Genomic DNA, 18,857 nt, shown 5'->3' with positions numbered 1-18,857 from the left:
CTACCACTCACAAGGGGTCGCCGAGCGGGCCGTACCGCTCCTCCAGGTCCCTCGCCCAGTGCGCGGCGAAGTCCGGACGGGTGCCGTCGGCATCGGTGAACCCGTACTCCTCGTACAGACCCCAAGTCGCCAGCGCGCGACCGGACTTGGACATGATCCCCGGGTCCGCGGCCAGCGCGGCGACGGCCCGGCCCAGGTACGCGGGGGATTCGGAGTGCGCGAAGTCGGGATCCTGCGCCACGCCGTCGCGCCACGTGGCCTCGGTGACGCCGACGTGGTCGAGCATCGCCTCCGAACGCAGGAACCCGGGCGTGATCGCCACGGCGGCGACCCCGTGCGGCCGGAGTTCGGCGGCCTGCGCGAAGGCGAGGCGGATCACCGCCGACTTGGCCAGGTCGTAGAAGAACGAGCCGCGGTAGCGCGCGGTGTTGCCGTCGGTGACCTCGACCACCAGCCCGCTCCCACGGGCGACCATGAGCGGCAGTGCGAACCGGCTCGTGATCACATGCGTCTCCACGGCCTGCCGCAGCAGCCGCAGGCCGGTCTCCAGATCCTGCTCCCACAACGGGCGTTCCCAGTCGGTCAGCGGATCCCCGCCCCACACCGAGTTGACCAGCACGTCGAGCCGCCCCTCCTGTTCGGCGCCGATCCGCTCGACGAGAGCCCGGACCTCCTCGGGACGGCTGTGGTCGGTACGGACGGCGACGCCCACGCCGCCCGCCGCCGTGACCCGTGCCGCCGTGTCCTCGATCGTCTCCGGCCGGTCCAGGTCCGAGCGGCCCCCGCCGCCGCTGCGCCCGGTGACGTACACCGTGGCGCCGGCGGAGCCGAGTTCGACGGCGATGCCCCGTCCGCCGCCGCGGGTGCCCCCGGCGACCAGGGCCACCTTGCCGGCCAGCGGTCCACCGGCCCGGGGTCGTCCGGCCGCCGGGCGCGTGCGGGTGCCGACGTCGGTGCCGGTGCCGACGGCGGTGTCGGTGTCGGTCGTCATGAGTCCTCCGGGTCCTGGGGGTGGTGGGACGGGCTGCCCGACGGGAGGTGGGGGAGCAGTACGGCGTCGAGTTCCCGCCGCAGGCGCCGGGCGAGCGTGCCGCGGCGCTCGACGGCCCAGACGAGGCCCGCGCCGGCGGTGATCGCCTGCACGGTGCCGGCCAGTGCCGCGACATCGGTACCTGCGCGGAGCCCGCCCGTGGCGGCGGCCTCCGTCAGGAGTTCTTCGATCGCGGCCCGCTGGGCCCGGTGGACGGCCAGGGCGCGTTCGTACAGCTGCGGATCGGTGAGGTCCGTACACAGGAACGCCAGGTGGTGGGCGAAGCTCTCCGGCGTGTCCATCCCGGCCAGGTTCCGCGCCGTCAGGGTCGTCAGCGCCTCCAGCGTCCCCAGTGTCCCCAGTACCTCCAGTGGGGACGTGCCGTCCCGCCGTGCGCGTCCTGCCGCCTCACCCGCGTCCTTCGCGGACCGGTCGGCGAGGGCCAGCAGCAGGCCGCGCTTGGAGCCGAAGCGCTGCACCAGCGTGCCGGGCACCAGGCCCACCTCCCGCGCCACGGCTGCCAGCGTGAGCCCCGTCGGCCCCACCCGGCCCATGACCCGCGCGGCCGCGGCGAGGATCACCTCGTCCTCGATCCCCCGGGGGCGTCCCACGGCCACCCACCTCCCCGTATAAGTAAATGCCTGTTCATTTATTAATGCGGGGAGGGTGCGCCCCGGCGCAAGTCCCCGCTCCGCAGGCACCCTGCCCCCGGCAGGTGGTGACTTCCGCTCCACGGCCCGATGCTGGAGGGGTGGGCGCCGGACGCGAAGGACGCGCAGGCCGTGGCCCGGGGACAGTGGCGCGGCGCGCGATCCGCACCACCCTCGCCGCATGCGGCGGCTTCTACCTGTTCCTCTACGGGCTGGACCAGCCGGTGGCGGCCACCTACGCCCTCTTCGGCGTCGTGTCGATGGCCGCGCTCTCCCACATCCCCGGAACCGGCCGGCAGCGGGCGGCCGTCATGGCCAGGACCATGCCCGCGATCTGGCTGCTCGTGACCGCCGGCACCTTCCTCGCGGTGCGGACCTGGAGCGCCGTGGCGGGCATGCTGGTGATCGGCTTCGTGCTCGCCTTCGTGGCGGCCGCCGGCCCCCGAGCCGCCGGTGCCACGCCGGGGCTGCAACTGCTGTACATCATGCCCAGCTTCCCGCCCTACCTCCCCGACACCCTCGGCCAGCGGCTCCTCGGCGTCACCGTCGGACTCGCCCTGCTCGTCCTCGCCGAACTCTTCGTCCTGCCGGAACCACGCGGTACCGGTTACCGGCAACTGGCCGCCGGGGCCGCCGTGGTCGCCGCCCGCTGCGCGGACGAGCTGGCCCGGGCGCCGTACACCCTGTCCGCCGCGACCGTGGCGGACCTGCACGCGGCGGGCGAATCGCTGCGTCCGCTGCGGGTCGACGAGGCCGACCGGCCTGCGGGGCCGGGCCTGCGCGACCGGGCCCTGGCCCATGCGGGCCTGGCCGTCCGTACGGTCCTCGGCCGTATGCAGCACCTGCCGCCACCGCCGCCGGGCAAGGTCCCGCTGAAGCCCGGGGCGGATCTGCTGGCCGCGGTCGGCCGGGCCGCCACCGAGACGGCCGCGCTCCTGTCCGGCACCGGCCGCGCCAACGACGAGGCGATGACGCTGCGGCGACTGCGCGAGGAGGCCGGGGACCGCGCCGAACACGAGGAGCAGGGACTCACCGCCGCGCGCGGCCGGCGCCGGGCCGCGCTGCTGGAGCTCGCGGACGCCGCCGTGGCCTTCACCGCGGCGGCCGACCTGGCGGTACGGGGCCGACGTGCGCAGATCCTCGGGCCCGACGGCGCCGTCGGAGCCGCCGGGGCCGTCGACGCCGTCCGTTTCTGGTACGCCGACCGCAGCACGCTCGTGCTGTGGTGGCACCGGCTGGAGGCGCATGCCGGGCCCCGGTCCGTGTACTTCCAGAACGCCGTCCGCATCGCCCTCGCCCTCGGCGCCGTACGGACCGTCGCGGGCGTGGAGTCACTGCCCCACGGCTTCTGGGCCATGCTGGCCGTCCTCAGCCTGACCCGCACCACGGCCGCCCAGACCAGGGCTACGGTGCGCCAGGCGCTCGCGGGCACGCTGCTCGGGGCGCTCCTGGCCGCGGGCGTCCTGACCCTGGTGGGCGGGCGGACCACCGTCTACGCCATCGTCCTGCCGGTCGTCATGGTCGTGGCCTTCCGGGTCGGGCCGGTCCGGGGCGTGGGCTGGGCCCAGGGGATGTTCACCCTCGTGGTGTCCTTCGTCTTCGCGCAGCTGGCGCCCGTGACGTGGCGGCTGGCCGAGGTCAGGATCATGGACGTGATCATCGGCAGCATGATCGGTGTCGTCTTCGGGCTGCTCGCGTGGCCGCGGGGAGCCCAGGCCGAGCTGCACCGGGCCGTCGCCGCGCTGCTGGAACGGGAGGCCGAGACCGTCGAGCGCACCACGGCCGCCGTGGCGGCGGGCGTGCCGGGGTCCCTGCCCGACGACCGGGCGCTCCAGCGCGCGCTGTCCCTGGCGGAGAGCGCCTACGCGCAACGCCAGGGCGAGCCGCGGGCGCCCGCGCAGGGAGCCCCGGACTGGCAGGCCGCCATGATGACGGGGCATCACGTGCTGTGGGGTTCGCGGCGGCTGCTGGCCCGCTCCGGGCCCGTGCTCGATCTGACGCACCGCGACCGCCTGGGCGGTCGCACGGTCGAGCTCGTCGCGGCGATGTACGGGGCGGCCCGGCGCGCGGAGGCCGAACCGGCCGGCGCCGCCGACGGCGCGCCCACCTGGCTCCCCCCGAGCAAGCCCACCTCCCCGGCCCCCGCGGAGCGGGACGCCGCCGGCCGGGCTCCCGGCTCCGCCACCGGACCGGTCGGTGCCGAAACCCCGCACGGGTCCGGCACCGACGCCGGCGGGCAGGTGTCCGGACGAGGTGGGGGAGTCCGCCCCGAGTACGACGCGGGCGATCCCGGCTCCGCCGGACCCGAGCCCCGGGCCGTCGGTACGGGCGCCTCCGGGCGGGCGCCGCTTGCTCCCGCGACCGGGACGCCGACCGACTCCGCCGGGTCCCCGCACGGGCCGCCCGGTCCGGGCCCGGCGTCCCGCACGTACGGGCCGAGGGGCTCCGCGGGCGCGCTTGCGCCGGGTCAGGAGGCGGACGGGGCCGGGGCGCCGCCCGGGCCGGGTCCGATGCCGGACGGGGCCGGGGCGGCCGGTGTCCTGCCGGGGGCGGACGCGCGGGCGGGCTCCGCCGCGTCCCGGCGCGGGCCGGGCGACACCGGAGCGGGGCCGGCCGGTCCGGGCCCGGTGGCCCGCACCCACGGCCCGAAGGGCTCCGCCTCGGACCCGGGCGCTCCGCTCGGGCGGGACGAGGGCACGGGCGCGCCCGGCCCCGGCCCGCTGCGGGACGGCGTCGAGACGCCCGCCGGGGCCCTCGGCGAGCCGGGCGGCGCCGCGTCGGGCCCCGTGCCGGACGGGGCCGGGTCGGCCCGTGTCCTGCCGGACGGGAACGCACTCGCCGAGGGGCGGACGCGCGGACCGCGCGGTCTCGGGCCGCACGGTCTCGCGTCCGGCGACGGGCAGCGTGCTCCTGCGGCGGCCGACGGCTACGAGGCCGACGGCGACACGGCCGACGGCTACGAGGGCGACGGCGACACGGCCGACGGCTACGAGGGCGACGGCTACGCGGCCGACGGCTACGCGGCCGACGTTGAGGGGCAGGGCGGGGTGTATCCCGATACGCCCGAAAGCGTCGCGCCGTCACGCTACTTCGGCGCGCTCACCTGGCTCGAATCCCTCACCGTCGACGTCGAGCGCGTGCTGGCCCCGTGCCGCGAGCAGTCCGGTAAATAGTTGCACGAGACGTCTCGTCTCGTTATCTTCGGATCATGACCTCCGCCAAGCCCGCCCACATCGCCATGTTCTCCATCGCCGCCCACGGCCACGTGAACCCCAGCATCGAGGTGATCCGCGAGCTCGTGGCCCGCGGCCACCGCGTCAGCTACGCCATCCCCGCCGCCTTCGCCGACAAGGTCGCCGAGACCGGCGCCACCCCCGTCGTCTACACCTCCACCCTCCCCACCGAAGACGAGCCGGAGGCCTGGGGCACCGAACTCATCGACAACCTGGAGCCCTTCCTCAAGGACGCCGTCCAGGCCCTCCCGCAGCTCGCCGCCGCCTTCGACGGCGACGAACCGGACCTCGTCCTCCACGACATCACCTCCTACCCGGCGCCCGTCCTCGCCCACCGCTGGGGCGTTCCCGCCGTCTCCCTCTCCCCGAACCTCGTCGCCTGGGAGGGGTACGAACAGGAAGTGGCCGAGCCGATGTTCGCCGAGCTGAAGGCATCCGAGCGCGGGCAGGCGTACTACGCCGCGTTCGCCGCCTGGCTCACCGAGAACGGCCTCGGCGACCAGGTCGACCGCTTCCAGGGCCGACCGCGCCGCAGCCTCGTCCTCATCCCCAGGGCCCTCCAGCCCCACGCCGACCGCGTCGACGAGACCGTGCACACCTTCGTCGGCGCCTGCCAGGGCGACCGCAGCGCCACCCAGGGCACCTGGAACCGGCCCGCGGCCGCCGCCGGCCGGAAGGTCGTGCTCGTCTCGCTCGGCTCCGCCTTCACCAAGCAGCCCGCCTTCTACCGCGCCTGCATCGACGCCTTCGCCGGCCTGCCCGACTGGTACGTCGTCCTGCAGATCGGAAAGTTCACCGACGAGGCCGACCTCGGCGAGGTCCCCGCCAACGTCGAGGTCCACCGCTGGGTTCCCCAACTGGACATCCTGCGCCAGGCCGACGCCTTCATCACCCACGCCGGCGCCGGCGGCAGCCAGGAGGGGCTCGCCACCGCCACCCCGATGGTCGCCGTCCCCCAGGCCGTCGACCAGTTCGGCAACGCCGACATGCTGGCCTCCCTCGGCGTGGCCCGGCACGTCCCGATGGAGCAGGCCGACGCGGCCACCCTCCGCGAGGCCGTCCTCTCCCTCACCGCCGACCCCGCCGTCGCCGCCCGCGCCGAGGAGATCCGGGCCGGGATGGCCACCGAGGGCGGCACCCGCCGGGCCGCCGACCTCATCGAGGCCGAACTGTCGTAGACACCCCCAAGGGTGCCCCCATGACGACGAAGAAGTACGCGGCGCTGCTGCGCGGGATCAATGTCGGCGGCAGCAGGAAGGTCCCGATGGCGGAGCTCCGCTCCGTGCTGGAAGGGCTCGGGCACGGTGACGTGCAGACGTACCTGCAGAGCGGCAACGCCGTCTTCAGCACCGCGAAGACCGACCCGTTGGCCCTCGCCCGGGAGCTGGAGGCCGCCATCGAGGCCCACTTCGGTTTCGCGGTCGCCTGCCTGGTGGTGGACGGCGCCTACCTGCGCGCCGTCGCGGAGGCGTGCCCCTTCCCGGCCGCCGAGCTGGAGGGCAGGCAGCTCCACGCCACCTTCCTCTCCGAGCAGCCCGGCCCGGAGCGCTTCGCCGCGCTCGACGGGGCCGCGTTCCTCCCCGAGGAGTACCGGCTCGGCGACCGCGTCCTCTACCTCTACGCCCCCGACGGCCTCGGCCGCTCCAAGCTGGCCGAGGCCCTGGCCAGGCCCGCCCTCGTCAAGGGCATCGACGCCACCACCCGCAACTGGAACACCGTCACCAAGCTCGTGGAGCTGACCGCCCCCTGACCGGGGAGGGCTGGCTGCACCGCGTCGCCGGGACGGTGTGTCGTGATGAGCGCGGACGGATCCTCGGCCACCGACGGTCGCCACAGGTATCGCGCTTCCCCGGGTTCTTGGAGGTCGGGGTCGGCGGCGCCGTAGCTGTCGGCGAGCCCTACGAACAGCCGCCGCGAGGGAACTGGCCGAGGAGCTGGGCCTGCGTGCGCTGCCGCGCCTGCTGTTCACGTTCATCAACCGCAGTGGCTCGAGCCCTCACTGGCTCGGCGTGCACGAAGCCGCGGTGGTGCCGGACGCCGTGGTCCCCGATCCCGCCGAAGTCACCCGGCACGGCTGGCTGACCGGGCCGGAACTGCGGGCGGCCCTGCCGGAGTGGCGTTCCACCCCCGACAGCATCGAAGTCTTCAGCCGGTATCCGGAGGCCCGGACCGCCCGGTCCTGAACTCGCCCCCGGCCCCGGGCCGGCCGGGCGGCGGGCCGATCACGGCGTTGCCTCCTTGGTGATCGCGGGCAGCGGGCCGTCCCCGCGGCAGGCATGCGGGGCGGGCCGACGGGTATCCGCCGCGGGTGACCGACATCGAGCCGACTCACGACCAGGACCCGCCCCCGGAATCCGGTCGGGCCGAACCGCTCCAGGCCCTGCACGCCGCCTACGCGGCTCTCGCGGCCGTCGTAGCCCCTTTGACGGACGAGGACTCCTGGCAGCCCACCGCCTGCACGGGCTGGGCCGTCCGGGACCTGCTCTTCCACTGCCTCATGGACTGCCAGCGCGGCCTCGTGGCGCTGCACACCCCGGCCCCCGGGCCCGTCGACCGGGACGCCGTCACCTACTGGGGCGACTGGAGCCCCGGTACAGAGGGCGCGGCCCACGGCCGGCGCTGGGCGCGGGTCAGCGCCGGTATGTTCCTGCACTTCGACCAACTGCGCGGGCTGTACCTGGAGACCGCGGCGGCCACCCTGAACGCCGCCGCCGCGACCGACCCCGCCCGTCTCGTCTCGACCCAGGGCCACACCCTGACCGCCGGCGACCTGATGAGTACCCTCACCGTCGAGGCCACCGTCCACCACCTCGACCTCGTCGCCTCACTCCCACACGCTTCCCGGCCCTCTCCGTCCGGGCTCGCCTGCGTACGCCACACCTTGGACGGACTCCTGGGCCGACCCCTCCCGCTCGACTGGAGCGACGAGCACTACGCACGTGCCGCGACCGGCCGCGTGCCCCTCACGGACGCCGAAGAAGGAGCCCTGGGACCTGACGCCGCGTCCTTCCCCCTGTTCGGCTGACAGCCGTGCAGGGCCGGTTCAACGCCAACCCGTGTACCCGTCCGGGGTTGCGGGGCCGGTGTCAGCGTTCATGAGACCGACCAGGAAGAGAACCAACACGATCAGCGCGAGCACCACCAGCCAGACGCGGTCCTCGAAACCTGAAGGATGTGGGCCCCGCGGACGATCGTCGCCCCGGCCCTCGGCGTTGCTGTCCTTGTCGGTCACCCCGAGCCCCCTTCGCTCTGGTTCATGGCACTGCGCCATACGGTCGGCGTCAAGCTGCCGGGGCAACATGCCTGCGGATACGGCGACATGACGCTCATTCGGCACGGCGAGGACCGCGATCCGGGTCGGAGGCCCGTCCCGTGCGGCTGCGGCCACGGCTGGTGCTCGGGTATCCGGTCGCACGGAACGTGGCTGGGCCCCGACCGGGGGGAATGGGTCGGGGCCCAGCGGGCGCCGCGGGTCAGGGCCGCGGCAGGGGGTGGTTCAGTGGCGGCGGAAGCTGTCCTTGACGTCTTCCTTGGCCTCGCGGGCGTTGCCCTTGGCCTGGTCGGCGTGCCCGTCGGCGGTCATCCGCTCGTTGCCGACCATACGGCCCATGGCCTCCTTGGCCTTGCCCTTGGCCTGCTCGGCCTGCGCCTTGGTCTTCTCGGTGCCCGACATGGGGACCTCCTCGTGTAGTACCGGGTTGGTCGTGCTGACTCGCCTGCTCACGATCCCGAGGCTCAAACCCCACATCCGTCCGCCGATTCGGATTCCGCCCGCCGGCCCCGCCCGGCCGGTCCATCGAGCCTCCGCAGCGCGCCGGATCCGGCACGGCCACGTCACGACGGAGGAGCCGGGCGGGCGCGTCTGCCCGCCTGCGCGGATAAGAAACACCTAAAGATCATGTGCATAGGTGTCGGCCGGCCGGGCACCCGGTGCTTCGGAGGTTGATAACTATGGTTCCCCTGCTTCTTGTTCTTCTGCTCGCTCTGATCCTTTTCGGTGCCGGTTTCGCGGTGAAGATCCTCTGGTGGGTCGCGATCGCCGTCCTGGTGATCTGGCTGATCGGCTTCGTGGCCCGTCCCAAGAACAGCAGCGGCCGCTGGTACCGCTGGTAGCAGGCGGCCGACGTACTGCATGCCGGTGGGCCCACCCCGTCACGGGGTGGGCCCACCGGCATGCCCGCGCCCGGAACCGCAGACCGCAGACCGCCTACCGCAGAAGCCGGCATGCTCGCCCCGGGGCGGGTGGCTCGCTCAGGAAGCCGGGTCTTCCTCCCCGTGCCGGGCCTGTCGCCGGTAGTCCTGCGGCGCCAGCACGTACACCTCGGCGACTTCAGGACGAAGAGGGTCGTGGACGTCGGGCTCGTCGAGGAGCGTCAGCACCGAGCGCAGGACGGCTTCGATGGTGAGTGCCGGATTCCACCCAAGGCTCAGGGCGTTCACGTCGAGGCGGCCCGAGGTGGTGATGTTGGGGTGGTAGACGGGCTCGGTGAACCGTATCCCCGGCGGCGAGTCCGGATAGGCGGTGGGGACGGTGATGTCCACGGGCAGGTGCCGCCCGGCGAACACCGACGCAGGGGCGGGTTTCAGCACCGCTTTCCACCGGAACGGATCACCGCCGACGCAGGGATCGATGAGTATCCCGTCGTCGGCGGGCGACTGTGTCAGCTGCGCCGCTTCCTTCTCCAGCCTGACCTCAGCAGTGGAATCCACCGGGTGTCCCGTCCTTCCAGCGCGGTAGCGTGGTCGCCCGTCCAGGAACCTCCGGTCCCGCGACCGGGCATCCCGCGTATGCCCAACTCGCCGCATCCCAGCCCGTACCACCCATGCCGGCACGGCATACGGCAAACGGCATACGGCGTTCGGCAGGCGTTCGGCAGAGGCGTCGTGCCCGGCACCAGGGCCACCCGGAGGCCGACTCCGCCGTAACCGGGGAACCCCGCCCCTGGGCCGTCCCCGGCCGTCCCCGGCCGTCCCCGGCCGTCCCCGGCCGTCCCCGGCCGTCCCCGGCCGTCCCCGGCCGTCCCCGGCCGTCCCCGGCCGGCCTTCGGCCGACGGGCAGTCCCGATGCGGGGTGTTCTCCCTCTCAGCCCCTGACGCCTGCGGCTGCCCTGGCGGCCCGTTCGATCCTCGCGCAGTGGGCCGCTCGGCCCTCCTCGTCGATCTGCTGCTCGTGTTCGGCCCGCAGTCCGGTCCGGCCGTCGAGGTGCTCGCGCAGAATGTCGGCGTGGCCTGCGTGCCGGACGGACTCGCCGAGGACGTGGACCATCACGGCGAACAGGTTGGTGCGGGCGTGCGGCTCCGGCCACCACGGCACGTGGCCGGGGGCGTCGAGGGGGAGCTCGTCGATCGTCGCGTCCGCGTGGGCCCACGTGCGGCGGTAGAAGCCGATGACCTGATCTCGGGTCTCGTCCTCGGTCGCCCACTGGTCGCTGCCGTCGGAGTCCTGCCACCGGGGCAGCGGCTCCGGTGAAGGGCGGTCGAAGACCTCGCCGAAGTACCTGGCCTCGACGGTGGCCACGTGTTTGACGAGGCCGAGGAGGTTGGTGCCGGTCGCTGTCAGAGGGCGGCGGGTGTCGTACTCGGACAGGCCGTCGAGTTTCCAGAGCAGCGCCTCGCGGTCCCTCCGCAGTCTCCCGTGCAGGTGGTCCTTGGCGAAGTCGTCGATCATGCGGCGCGAACCCTTCCTGGGCTGTTCGTGGTCCCCACGATTCTGTCCGTGCTCCGTGCTCCGCGCTCCGTGCTCCGTGGTCCTGGGGCGATACCGGCTGTGCCCCGCGACAAGTGGAACTTGATCTCATGGCTGCCGAAGGGTGATCAGGCGTTGTCTCCGGCACGTGCCGGCAGGCTGTCCGCAGCGCCTGCAGGGCTCCGCCCCTACCGACCGGACGGTTACCGGGACCGGGCGTGCGCCGCTCCTCTTCTTTGCGGGCGCATCCCCGAGTATGCCAAGATGATCATGGTGGTGTTTCTCACGCGGGGGAGTTCGATGGGGGACGAAGACATACAGGGCCAGCTGTGCCGTCTGGGCCTGACGGTCAATCAGGCGGCGATCTACGTCTGCCTGCTCGGCGAGGGTCCTTGCGAGACGGAAGTCCTGGCGTCACGGATGCGTCGCCACCAGCGGGGACACGGTACGGGGCAACTCCTCCCCGGGGGTCGGGCGCTGGACCGCGACCTGGCGCAGCTGCGGAGGCTGGGGCTGATCACCACCGCCGGGTCGACCGGCGGCGAACACACACCCGTCGAGCCGTCCATCGCACTGAGGGCCATGGCCGACACCCGCTCGGCAGAGGTGCACCAGGCCCACCAGGCGGCCATGCAGGCCTACCGCGGCTACCGGCGCTCCGTGGCCCCGCACGGCACCGAGGATCTGCTCGAAGTGATCAGGGGTCCCCACGTCGCCGAACGCATTTGGAACATCGAGGAAGCCGTCGAGTCCCAGGTCCTGCGCTTCGACTCGCCGCCCTACCACACCCACGGCACCGCCAATCCGGTCGAGATCGAGAAGCTGGCCAACGGTGTGGAGTACCGCGTCGTCTACTCCAAGTCGGCGGTCCAGAACACGGATTACTACAACATCAACATCAAGCCCTGCATCGCGGCCGGAGAGCAGGCCAGGGTCCTCCCCACCGTCCCCGTGAAGCTGACCGTCTACGACCAGCGCCTGGCCATCGTCTCGATGTCGTTCGTGGAGTCCGAGGTCAAGGACTACCTGTTGATGGTCCACCCCTCCAGCCTGCTGTCCGCGCTCACGGGCCTCTTCGAGAGCTCGTGGCGCAGCGCGCTTCCCATGCACCTCAGTGACCGTGTCCCGTCCGGTCTGCAACCGATCCACCGGCGCATCCTTGAACTGCTGGCCACCGGCGTCAACGACGAGATCATTGCCGAACTGCTCGGCGTCAGCCGCCGCACGCTGTCGCGCCACATAGAGGCGATGAACACCCGCGCCGGCTCGATGACGCGGTTCCAAATGGCCCTCTACGCGGCGCGCAGCGGATGGATCTGACCCGCAGGCCGCATCCGCATGCCCGCTCATTTGCTTATGTGAAACCCTGAGGCGGTTGTCGCGGTGCCTCCGTGTCTTCGTGCGGGGAAGCCCGGCGCGTACGAGTGCGGGGCCGTTGCGAGCCGCCGGCGGGACGGGCGGCCGCGCCCCTCACCGGACCAGAAGCGGAATGGGGCCCAGGTGGCTATGTCGAGGGCGCAGCCGACCGGGTGGCCGCAGCGCAGGTGGACCGCAGTTCTGTCGTGAGGGGACCACTGCCCAGGTTGCCCCATATCGTTACGGAATGTCGCCGTCTGGTACGGAGAGTGTGCGAGGGGGTAGGGCTGAGGTTCCCGACCCTGGAGGAAGACGATGTCCGATGCTGCCCGGCGGACGGCAGAGCCCGAGGTCACCCTGTACAGCGGCAGCGGTCACACGGGTGACAGCTGTGTCCTGCCCATGGACGGCTCCACCTACTCCCTGAAGGCCACCGGTTTGAACAGGATCGCCTCGGTCAGGGTCGACTGGCCCGACCGCCGCATGGCAAAGCCGGTCGTCCGCCTGTACTCCGAGATCCCCGCCCGGCATGAGGACCTCGCCGTCGACCAGGGGTCCGCCTTCAAGGACTTCACCGCCGACACCGCCGATACCGGCAAGTGGGCCGGCGCCAAGTGGGTCAAGGGCTACGCCGACGACGGGAGGGAGGCGGTGCGCACCGGCCCCTCCGGCCACTGGGGCGGGCGGACCATCCTGGACACCCTCGCCGCCACCCACGCCATGCCCGACCTCAGCCGACCGGGCGCGGGCCGCGGCCTGCCGGCTGACTCCTGACAGCAGGGCGACGTCTCGGGTCTCCTCAGGAAGTCGGCGGTGGCCCGGTTTGGCTGGGCCTTTCGGGGCAGGCGCAGGTGCAACGGCGGCGCGGCCCGTGGCACTGGAGGCCGCCCCCGAGGAGACGACGTGGAGGATTGTTGCTATGACCGAGAATGTGTGGGGTTACCGCGAGACGTCCGGCCGTACGGTCGGAGGCGACCTGACGGGTTACAAGGTCGAGGCGGCCGACGGCTCCATCGGCAAGGTCGACAAGCACTCCGATGAGGTCGGCTCGTCGTACATCGTGGTCGACACCGGCCCGTGGATCTTCGGCAAGGAGGTCCTGCTGCCGGCGGGCACGATCGACCGGGTCGACGTGCAGGAGGAGAAGATCTACGTCGGCTGGACCAAGGAGCAGATCAAGGCGGCTCCGGAGTTCGAGAAGGACAAGCACCTCGACAACGAGGAGTACCACCGTGAGGTCGGCGGCTACTACGGCAACCTCTCGAACCGCCTCTGAGGTCACCGCTGTTCATGCGGCGTAGGTGTGGGGCGGCGGCCACCGGGCTGCCGCCCCACACGCGTGCCCGCACCCGGCCGCCGCATCCGGAAGGCCGCAGCCGAGCTGACAGGATGAGGAGGTGTCTGACTCTCTCGGTGAGCTGTGGTTGCGCGGCATCGCATTCAATCCGGCAGCGCCCTCCGACGTACTGTTGCGTCTTCTGGACCCTGAAGTCGGCGAGCTGAGCCGGTCCATGGCCGAACACCGCGACCTGCCGGACGGTGTCGTCGACAGCTTGCTCCATCATCCCTCCGCGAGGATGCGGGGCGCCCTCGCCGCCAACCTGCACGTCGACCCCGCCCGACTGGCCCCTCTGGCGACGGACCCGTCGGGTATTGTCCGAGCCCAGCTCGCCGGCGTCGGCTGGCCCCGGCCTCGCGTCATACGACCCTTGCCGGACGACATCCTGGTCACCTTGCTGACGGCCCAGGACGGAGGCGAGGACGGCCTGCTCACCGAGGGCGAAATCGTGCAGGAGCTATTTTCTCCCGGCAGATCCCTCGGGCCTTCTACCGTTCCCTGGCCGGGCACGAGCACCCTCGGCTCCGCGCCTGGGCCGCCTCGATGTGGCAGTCGCTGTCCACCGCACAGCGCACCGCCCTGCTCGAAGACCCCGACCTCGCAGTACGGGAAGCGGCACGGGAGGAAAGCTGGGTCACGGACCCGAAGGCGGTGGAGGCCAGACTGCGAACCGTCGGATCGCTCACCCGGCCCCATGTCCTCGGAACGTGCGTTCTGTCTCCCGCACTCGTGAAGCAGTGCTTCGCGGACGGTACGGTCGCTCCCCTGACCTGGAACCGCCACACACCGGCCGATGTCGTCATCCGCCTCGCGCGCCATCCGGAGGTGAAGGTGCGCGAGAAGGTCGCCGCCAGACCCGATCTGGGGCCGGAGCTGGCCGCCGAGCTGGCGCGGGATCCAGCCAGCGCAGTCCGTGCGCGGGTACGCCTCCACCCCTTCCCCCGTACGTGGGCCGAGTACGCGATGATCGAGGCGGTGATCGGGCACGGTCCGGACTGCAGCTGCCCGATCACCGAGCCGGCCGCCGTGCCTTCGCCCGACTGGTTCGCAGCGTGTGCGGTGTCCGAGGAGCCCGTGCTCCGCCGGGTCGCGGCGCGCTGGCCAGGGCTCCCCGCCGAACTCGTCAGGGCACTTGCGCAGGATGACGACGAGGAAGTCCGGATTCTGGTGGCCTGTTACCACCCGCTGGCGCCCCCGCGCCTTCTCCTGGACGTCTTCGTCACCCGCCCGGCCCACCGGCCGCACCTGCTGACCATGCCCGGCTTCCCCCGCACCGGACGGGCCCATCTCAGCCACCACCCCGACCCCGAAGTACGCGCCCTGGCCGCGGCCGACTCCACCCTGCCCGGATCCCTGCTCGAAGACCCTGACGAGTCCGTACGCCGTGCTGCCGCGGCCAACCCGACGCTGACGCCAGAGGAACTGGAGGCACTTCTCGCAAACCCGCGCACCGCAGAGGGCGCCGCGGCCAATCCGTCCCTCCCCGTTCCCCGTATGCACGCACTCCTTGACCGCTGCTTGAACGGCGCTGCCGATTCCCCGCCGACCGGACGCCAGAGGCGCGGCCGCCTCACCTTGCTGCACGCCTTCGTAGCCGCTGTCTTCCCCCGTGCGGGGGAGTCGGTCTCCTCGCTCGGGGGATCCGCGGGGTCCCGCTGCTGCGGTTGGCTGGATGCATGAACCACACGTGGAAGCGCCTGCTGATCGTGCCGCTGCTGAGCGGTGTCATGACGGTGACCGGGGTGTCCGGCCCGGCCGCGGCCGCGGCCGGCGGCCGCCCGGCCGCCGCGGAGGTCCGCGCCGGGGAGGACACCGGTGCCGGGGAGGACATACGCGCCAGGATCGCGGCCGTGCCCGGCATGCGCGTGCTCGGTGAGCGGCCGGCCGATGCCCCGGGACAGATCGTCCTGGATCTCTCCTTCCGCCAGCCGCTCGACCACGACCACCCGGGCGGCGAGTCGTTCGAGCAGCGGCTGACGCTGGTGCACAAGTCGACCCGGCGGTCCATGGTGCTCTATTCCAACGGGTACGACCTGGGGTCCGCGCCGCAGCGCCCCACCGAGCCGACCGAACTGCTGGACGCCAACCAGATCACCGTGGAGCAGCGCTTCTTCGGCACCTCCCGGCCCGCGGTGACCGACTGGTCCAAGCTGACGATCCGGCAGGCGGCGGGCGACCACCACAGGATAGTCACCGCCCTGAAGCGGCTCTACAGGGGCGCGTGGATCTCCACCGGGGGCAGCAAGGGTGGCATGACGGCCGTCTACCACCGCCGCTTCCACCCGGACGACGTGGCCGGAACCGTCGCGTACGCCGCCCCGAACAACACGGACGACCGGGACGACAGCGCCTACGACGCCGCCCTGGAGCGGGTGGGTACGGCGGAGTGCCGTGCGGCCCTGAAGGCCGCGCAGCGCGAGGCTCTGGTGCGGCGTTCGGCGATGACCGAGCGGTACGCGCGGTGGGCCGAGGGCGAGAAGGCCGGCTTCGAGATCATCGGCAGCATGGACCGCGCCTTCGAACTCGCTGTCCTGCGGCTGCCGTTGATGTTCTGGATGCATCAGCCGGCGGACGGCTGCGCGGCCGTGCCGACGGCCGCGTCCGACGACGACGCCCTGTACGCCTGGGTGGCCCGGGTGAGCGTCCTGCCCGTGTACGCCGACCGGACCCTGACGGACTTCACGCCGTACTTCTACCAGCTGGGTACCGAGCTGGGATACCCGCAGTTCGCCGCCCCGCACCTGAACGGGCTGCTGCGGTACCCGGGTCTCCAGGAGGTCCGCTCCTACGTGCCCCGGGACATCCCGCTGCGTTTCCGGCCCGGCGCGATGGCGGACGTGGACCGCTGGGTCCGCCATCGGGGAGGCTCGCTGATGTTCGTCAACGGCGAGAAGGACGTGGCCGTCGCGGAGCCCTTCCGGCTGGGCCCCGGCACCCGTGACTCGTACGCCTTCACAGTGCCGGAGGCCAACCACCACCTCTCCATACGCAGCCTGCCGCCAGCCGACGCGGCCCGGGCCATCGAGGTCCTGCGCCGCTGGGCCGGCGCAGGACCGCGATAGCCCAGGACACTCCCTCGGACGGGTCGGTCCAGTCGCGCCGGCACGCGGCCCGGTCGGACGCGCTCGATCCGCCTCGCCGACCGTCTCCCCTTCGTAGCGCTGCGCGCCGAGCAGCGCGCAGCCTCTGCGGACGCCGACTGCACCCGGCCCCACCACCGCCCATGCCCAACAGCGCGAGGTCCCGCAGCCGGCGCGACGGAGCGCGCCCCCTCGAACTCCTGGGGACTGGACCGTACCGACCAGCGGGACCTGCCGCTCGACGGTCAGTTCACCGCCGAGGGCAGCGGCGCGGGCGTGACGGCCTACATCCTGGACTCGGGCATCGACTACGCGCACACCGAGTTCGACGGCCGGGCCGTGTTCGGCTTCGACGCGATGGGCGACGGCCGTCAGGGCCAGGACTGCCACGGCCATGGCACGCACGTTGCGGGCACCGTCGGCGGCAAGACGTACGGTGTCGCGACCAAGGTCAACCTGGTCAGCGTCCGAGTCCTGGGCTGCGACAACAGGGGCGCCTACTCCGGGATCATCGCGGGCATGGACTGGGTGGCGCGCAACGCCAAGCAGCCGGCTGTGCTGAACGGCTCGCTGGGCGGCGGTTTCTCGCAGACCGTGAACGACGCCGCGAACAACCTGTCACGTGCAGGCGTGCTCCCGGTCATCGAGGCGGGCAACGACGCGAAGAATTCCGCGAACTACTCGCCGGCCTCGGCCGAACGCGCGCTGACCGTGGCCGCCAGCGACCGCAACGACGCCGAGACCAGCTTCTCGAACTACGGCACGGTCGTTGACCAGAACGGCGGCGGCGGGCGGTGGCAGGAGGCTGTGGCTGGTGCGGGGGCCGGCCGGCAGGGCGGGGTGCAGGGGTCCGTGCGGGGCTCTACCGGTGGGCGAGATCGAGGGTCCAGAGCTCTTCGCCCTCGGAGTCTTTGGCGTACCCGATTCCGACGTCCTGGTGGTCGCAGTCGAGGATGGCTTCGCGGTGGCCGCCTCCGGTCATCCACGAGCGGACCGCCCTTTCGGGGGTGGTGTAGCTGCTGATGTTCTCGTTGTTGCCGTCCGCGTCGTAGCCGGCTGCCTCGATGCGGTCGGTGGAGTCGAGACCCTCGGGGTTGGTGTGGTCGAAGTATCCGCGGGCTGCCATGTCGTCGGAGTGGCCCTGGGCGGCGCGGGTCAGGATCGGGTTGGAGCGGACGGGTGTGCAGCCGGCCTTCACGCGTTCGGCGTTGACGGCGATGAGCATCCGCTCGGTGTAGGACGGCTTGCCGGTGGTGGGCCGGGCCGTCGGTGTGGCCGGCCGGGTGGGAGAGGGCGAGGGGGACGCGGACGGCCGAGGCGCCGTGCTGCCCGAGGCCGGCTCGCCGATCACGGGCGTCGGCACCGGCCGGGGGAGGGCCGAGTGCGCAGGGACGGCCCGCAGTTCGGTGTCCGGTGCCCGGTCCCGGTCGAGCGTGGCCAGGCCGGCGGTGCCCGCGGCGACGAGCAGGACGAGGCAGGCTGCGACCAGAGGAGTGCGCGCCCGTGTCACGGCGGCACGCCTTGCGCTGCTCGCGGTCGTGGGTCCGTCCGGCCACGAGGAGCCGGAGCGGGAGCCGCCCCTGGCCGCGTCCGTGCCCGCCACCCCTTCCGAGCCGCCAGGGTTTCCGTACGCCGGCCGCTGCGCGCAGGCCAGTACCAGGTCCGGTGCGGCCGTTCCGGCGAGGCGGGCAAGTCCGGCGGTGACCGGGAGGAGCGCGAGGCCCATGAGGAGGCCTTCGGCGGGGACGAGTCCACGGGCACGGTGGGAGCACTCGGTACAGGCGCGGGCGTGCCGGGCCAGGCGTTTGCGCCAGAGGGCGGAGGGGGTTCCGTCCCAACGGGCGGTGAGTTCCTCGAGCTCGAGGCAACGGGGTTGGTTGGTGAGGGCGCGGACGACGGCGCGGGAGGCCTCCAGGCGTTCCTTCATGCGCTGGACGCGTACGGCGGTGTGTTGCGGGGAGAGTTCCATCGCCTGGGTGACTTCGGCGCGGCTGAGCTGTCCGGCGGCCTCCAGCCACCACAGGGACAGCAGGGTGCGGTCGTCCTCGTCCATCCAGCGGGTCGCTTGGGCGACCTCGGCCCGCTGGCCCTTCAGACCGAGGTGCAGGATCGTGAGGTCGACGAAGTCGGCGCCCGGGTCGGCGAACGCCTCGTCCTCGGTGCCGCCGTCGTCCAAGGATGCGCGGGCGGAGCGTGCGGCCTGGACGGCGCGCCAGTGGTCGCGTATGCGGTTGGTGGTGATGGCGACGAGCCAGGCCCGGAAGCACTCGGGTTCACGCAGTGTGCCGAGGTGGGTCAGGGCGCGGATGAAGGTGTCCTGGACGATGTCGTCGACGTCGGCGTGGCGGCCGCCCAGGGCGCGTCCGGCGATGTTGTAGACCAGGGGCAGGTGGTCGGCGACCAGGCGGTCCCGGGCCCGGGTGTCGCCCCGCTGGGCGTCGAGGACCAGAGCGGTCGTGCTGTCGTCGGACATGCAGAAGTTC

At 72.6% G+C, this 18,857-nt stretch carries 17 protein-coding genes and 2 pseudogenes; 12 read left to right on the top strand and 7 right to left on the bottom strand.

Going from position 1 to position 18,857, the window contains the following annotated elements; all coding sequences use genetic code 11:
• Positions 1-7: 7 nt before the first annotated feature.
• On the bottom strand, positions 8-991 hold the full coding sequence (locus AC2RP6_RS10940) for an SDR family oxidoreductase (RefSeq protein WP_486446053.1): 984 nt from the start codon (positions 989-991) through the stop codon (positions 8-10).
• The gene (locus tag AC2RP6_RS10935) at positions 988-1,641 is read right to left on the bottom strand and encodes a TetR/AcrR family transcriptional regulator (RefSeq protein WP_486446052.1); all 654 of its coding nucleotides are present in this window, start codon (positions 1,639-1,641) and stop codon (positions 988-990) included. Before AC2RP6_RS10935 ends, AC2RP6_RS10940 begins: the two co-directional genes overlap by 4 nt.
• A gap of 185 nt (positions 1,642-1,826) precedes the next feature.
• On the opposite strand from AC2RP6_RS10935, the gene AC2RP6_RS10930 reads away from it, so the two are divergent.
• The 5 genes and pseudogenes from AC2RP6_RS10930 to AC2RP6_RS10910 all read left to right on the top strand — a co-directional run bounded on the left by AC2RP6_RS10930 (position 1,827) and on the right by AC2RP6_RS10910 (position 7,938).
• Positions 1,827-4,853 carry an FUSC family protein gene (locus AC2RP6_RS10930; protein ID WP_486446051.1) on the top strand — a complete coding sequence of 1,009 codons (3,027 nt, stop codon included), beginning with the start codon at positions 1,827-1,829 and terminating at the stop codon, positions 4,851-4,853.
• Positions 4,854-6,091: pseudogene (gene mgt, locus AC2RP6_RS10925) on the top strand (macrolide-inactivating glycosyltransferase).
• A 20-nt stretch (positions 6,092-6,111) separates the two neighbouring features.
• Entirely contained in the window at positions 6,112-6,663 is a 552-nt protein-coding gene (locus AC2RP6_RS10920; protein ID WP_486446050.1) for a DUF1697 domain-containing protein, read from the top strand.
• A 259-nt stretch (positions 6,664-6,922) separates the two neighbouring features.
• Entirely contained in the window at positions 6,923-7,096 is a 174-nt protein-coding gene (locus AC2RP6_RS10915) for a hypothetical protein (RefSeq protein WP_486446049.1), read from the top strand.
• Between the two features lie 125 nt (positions 7,097-7,221).
• A complete protein-coding gene (locus AC2RP6_RS10910) occupies positions 7,222-7,938 on the top strand; it encodes a maleylpyruvate isomerase N-terminal domain-containing protein (protein WP_486446048.1) in 717 nt (238 codons plus the stop codon).
• 18 nt (positions 7,939-7,956) lie between these two features.
• Here the strand turns inward: AC2RP6_RS10910 and AC2RP6_RS10905 are convergent, their stop codons facing one another.
• Positions 7,957-8,145, bottom strand: coding sequence for a hypothetical protein (locus tag AC2RP6_RS10905; RefSeq protein WP_486446047.1), 189 nt, complete (start codon positions 8,143-8,145; stop codon positions 7,957-7,959).
• A 264-nt stretch (positions 8,146-8,409) separates the two neighbouring features.
• Positions 8,410-8,586, bottom strand: a complete 177-nt coding sequence (locus tag AC2RP6_RS10900; RefSeq protein ID WP_486450289.1) for a CsbD family protein — start codon at positions 8,584-8,586, stop codon at positions 8,410-8,412.
• 278 nt (positions 8,587-8,864) lie between these two features.
• Between AC2RP6_RS10900 and AC2RP6_RS10895 the strand changes: the two genes are divergently transcribed.
• The gene (locus AC2RP6_RS10895; RefSeq protein WP_055599654.1) at positions 8,865-9,026 is read left to right on the top strand and encodes a hypothetical protein; all 162 of its coding nucleotides are present in this window, start codon (positions 8,865-8,867) and stop codon (positions 9,024-9,026) included.
• Positions 9,027-9,164: 138 nt separating this feature from the next.
• On the opposite strand, the gene AC2RP6_RS10890 is transcribed toward AC2RP6_RS10895, so the two are convergent.
• Entirely contained in the window at positions 9,165-9,623 is a 459-nt protein-coding gene (locus tag AC2RP6_RS10890) for a ubiquitin-conjugating enzyme E2 variant (RefSeq protein ID WP_486446046.1), read from the bottom strand.
• Between the two features lie 373 nt (positions 9,624-9,996).
• On the bottom strand, positions 9,997-10,581 hold the full coding sequence (locus tag AC2RP6_RS10885) for a DinB family protein (protein WP_486446045.1): 585 nt from the start codon (positions 10,579-10,581) through the stop codon (positions 9,997-9,999).
• Between the two features lie 318 nt (positions 10,582-10,899).
• Here AC2RP6_RS10885 and AC2RP6_RS10880 point away from each other — a divergent pair, with 318 nt between their 5' ends.
• The 6 genes and pseudogenes from AC2RP6_RS10880 to AC2RP6_RS10855 form a co-directional block, all read left to right on the top strand.
• Positions 10,900-11,919: a helix-turn-helix transcriptional regulator gene (locus AC2RP6_RS10880; protein WP_486446044.1), complete on the top strand. Its 1,020-nt coding sequence runs from the start codon at positions 10,900-10,902 to the stop codon at positions 11,917-11,919.
• Positions 11,920-12,270: 351 nt separating this feature from the next.
• The gene (locus AC2RP6_RS10875) at positions 12,271-12,729 is read left to right on the top strand and encodes a hypothetical protein (RefSeq protein ID WP_486446043.1); all 459 of its coding nucleotides are present in this window, start codon (positions 12,271-12,273) and stop codon (positions 12,727-12,729) included.
• 145 nt (positions 12,730-12,874) lie between these two features.
• The gene (locus AC2RP6_RS10870) at positions 12,875-13,231 is read left to right on the top strand and encodes a PRC-barrel domain containing protein (RefSeq protein WP_486446042.1); all 357 of its coding nucleotides are present in this window, start codon (positions 12,875-12,877) and stop codon (positions 13,229-13,231) included.
• A 606-nt stretch (positions 13,232-13,837) separates the two neighbouring features.
• On the top strand, positions 13,838-14,974 hold the full coding sequence (locus AC2RP6_RS10865; RefSeq protein WP_486446041.1) for a hypothetical protein: 1,137 nt from the start codon (positions 13,838-13,840) through the stop codon (positions 14,972-14,974).
• Positions 14,971-16,356 (top strand): S28 family serine protease, encoded by a 1,386-nt coding sequence (locus AC2RP6_RS10860; protein WP_486446040.1) that lies wholly within the window; start codon positions 14,971-14,973, stop codon positions 16,354-16,356. Before AC2RP6_RS10865 ends, AC2RP6_RS10860 begins: the two co-directional genes overlap by 4 nt.
• Before the next feature lie 294 nt (positions 16,357-16,650).
• A pseudogene (locus AC2RP6_RS10855) lies at positions 16,651-17,136 on the top strand (S8 family peptidase); the annotation flags it as partial.
• Between the two features lie 100 nt (positions 17,137-17,236).
• Here the strand turns inward: AC2RP6_RS10855 and AC2RP6_RS10850 are convergent.
• Positions 17,237-18,847: a sigma-70 family RNA polymerase sigma factor gene (locus AC2RP6_RS10850; RefSeq protein ID WP_486446039.1), complete on the bottom strand. Its 1,611-nt coding sequence runs from the start codon at positions 18,845-18,847 to the stop codon at positions 17,237-17,239.
• Positions 18,848-18,857: the final 10 nt, after the last annotated feature.

It is taken from the genome of Streptomyces sp. WAC03905 (assembly GCF_057371075.1).
This window is presented reverse-complemented; position numbering and strand designations above follow the sequence as displayed.

Bases quoted from the DNA above. Each gene is read 5' to 3' on its own strand.
- AC2RP6_RS10940 (WP_486446053.1), bottom strand. From the start codon at position 991: ATGACGACCGACACCGACACCGCCGTCGGCACCGGCACCGACGTCGGC.
- AC2RP6_RS10920 (WP_486446050.1), top strand. From the start codon at position 6,112: ATGACGACGAAGAAGTACGCGGCGCTGCTGCGCGGGATCAATGTCGGC.
- AC2RP6_RS10900 (WP_486450289.1), bottom strand. From the start codon at position 8,586: ATGTCGGGCACCGAGAAGACCAAGGCGCAGGCCGAGCAGGCCAAGGGC.
- AC2RP6_RS10895 (WP_055599654.1), top strand. From the start codon at position 8,865: ATGGTTCCCCTGCTTCTTGTTCTTCTGCTCGCTCTGATCCTTTTCGGT.
- AC2RP6_RS10885 (WP_486446045.1), bottom strand. From the start codon at position 10,581: ATGATCGACGACTTCGCCAAGGACCACCTGCACGGGAGACTGCGGAGG.
- AC2RP6_RS10880 (WP_486446044.1), top strand. From the start codon at position 10,900: ATGGGGGACGAAGACATACAGGGCCAGCTGTGCCGTCTGGGCCTGACG.
- AC2RP6_RS10875 (WP_486446043.1), top strand. From the start codon at position 12,271: ATGTCCGATGCTGCCCGGCGGACGGCAGAGCCCGAGGTCACCCTGTAC.
- AC2RP6_RS10870 (WP_486446042.1), top strand. From the start codon at position 12,875: ATGACCGAGAATGTGTGGGGTTACCGCGAGACGTCCGGCCGTACGGTC.
- AC2RP6_RS10865 (WP_486446041.1), top strand. From the start codon at position 13,838: ATGTGGCAGTCGCTGTCCACCGCACAGCGCACCGCCCTGCTCGAAGAC.
- AC2RP6_RS10860 (WP_486446040.1), top strand. From the start codon at position 14,971: ATGAACCACACGTGGAAGCGCCTGCTGATCGTGCCGCTGCTGAGCGGT.
- AC2RP6_RS10850 (WP_486446039.1), bottom strand. From the start codon at position 18,847: ATGTCCGACGACAGCACGACCGCTCTGGTCCTCGACGCCCAGCGGGGC.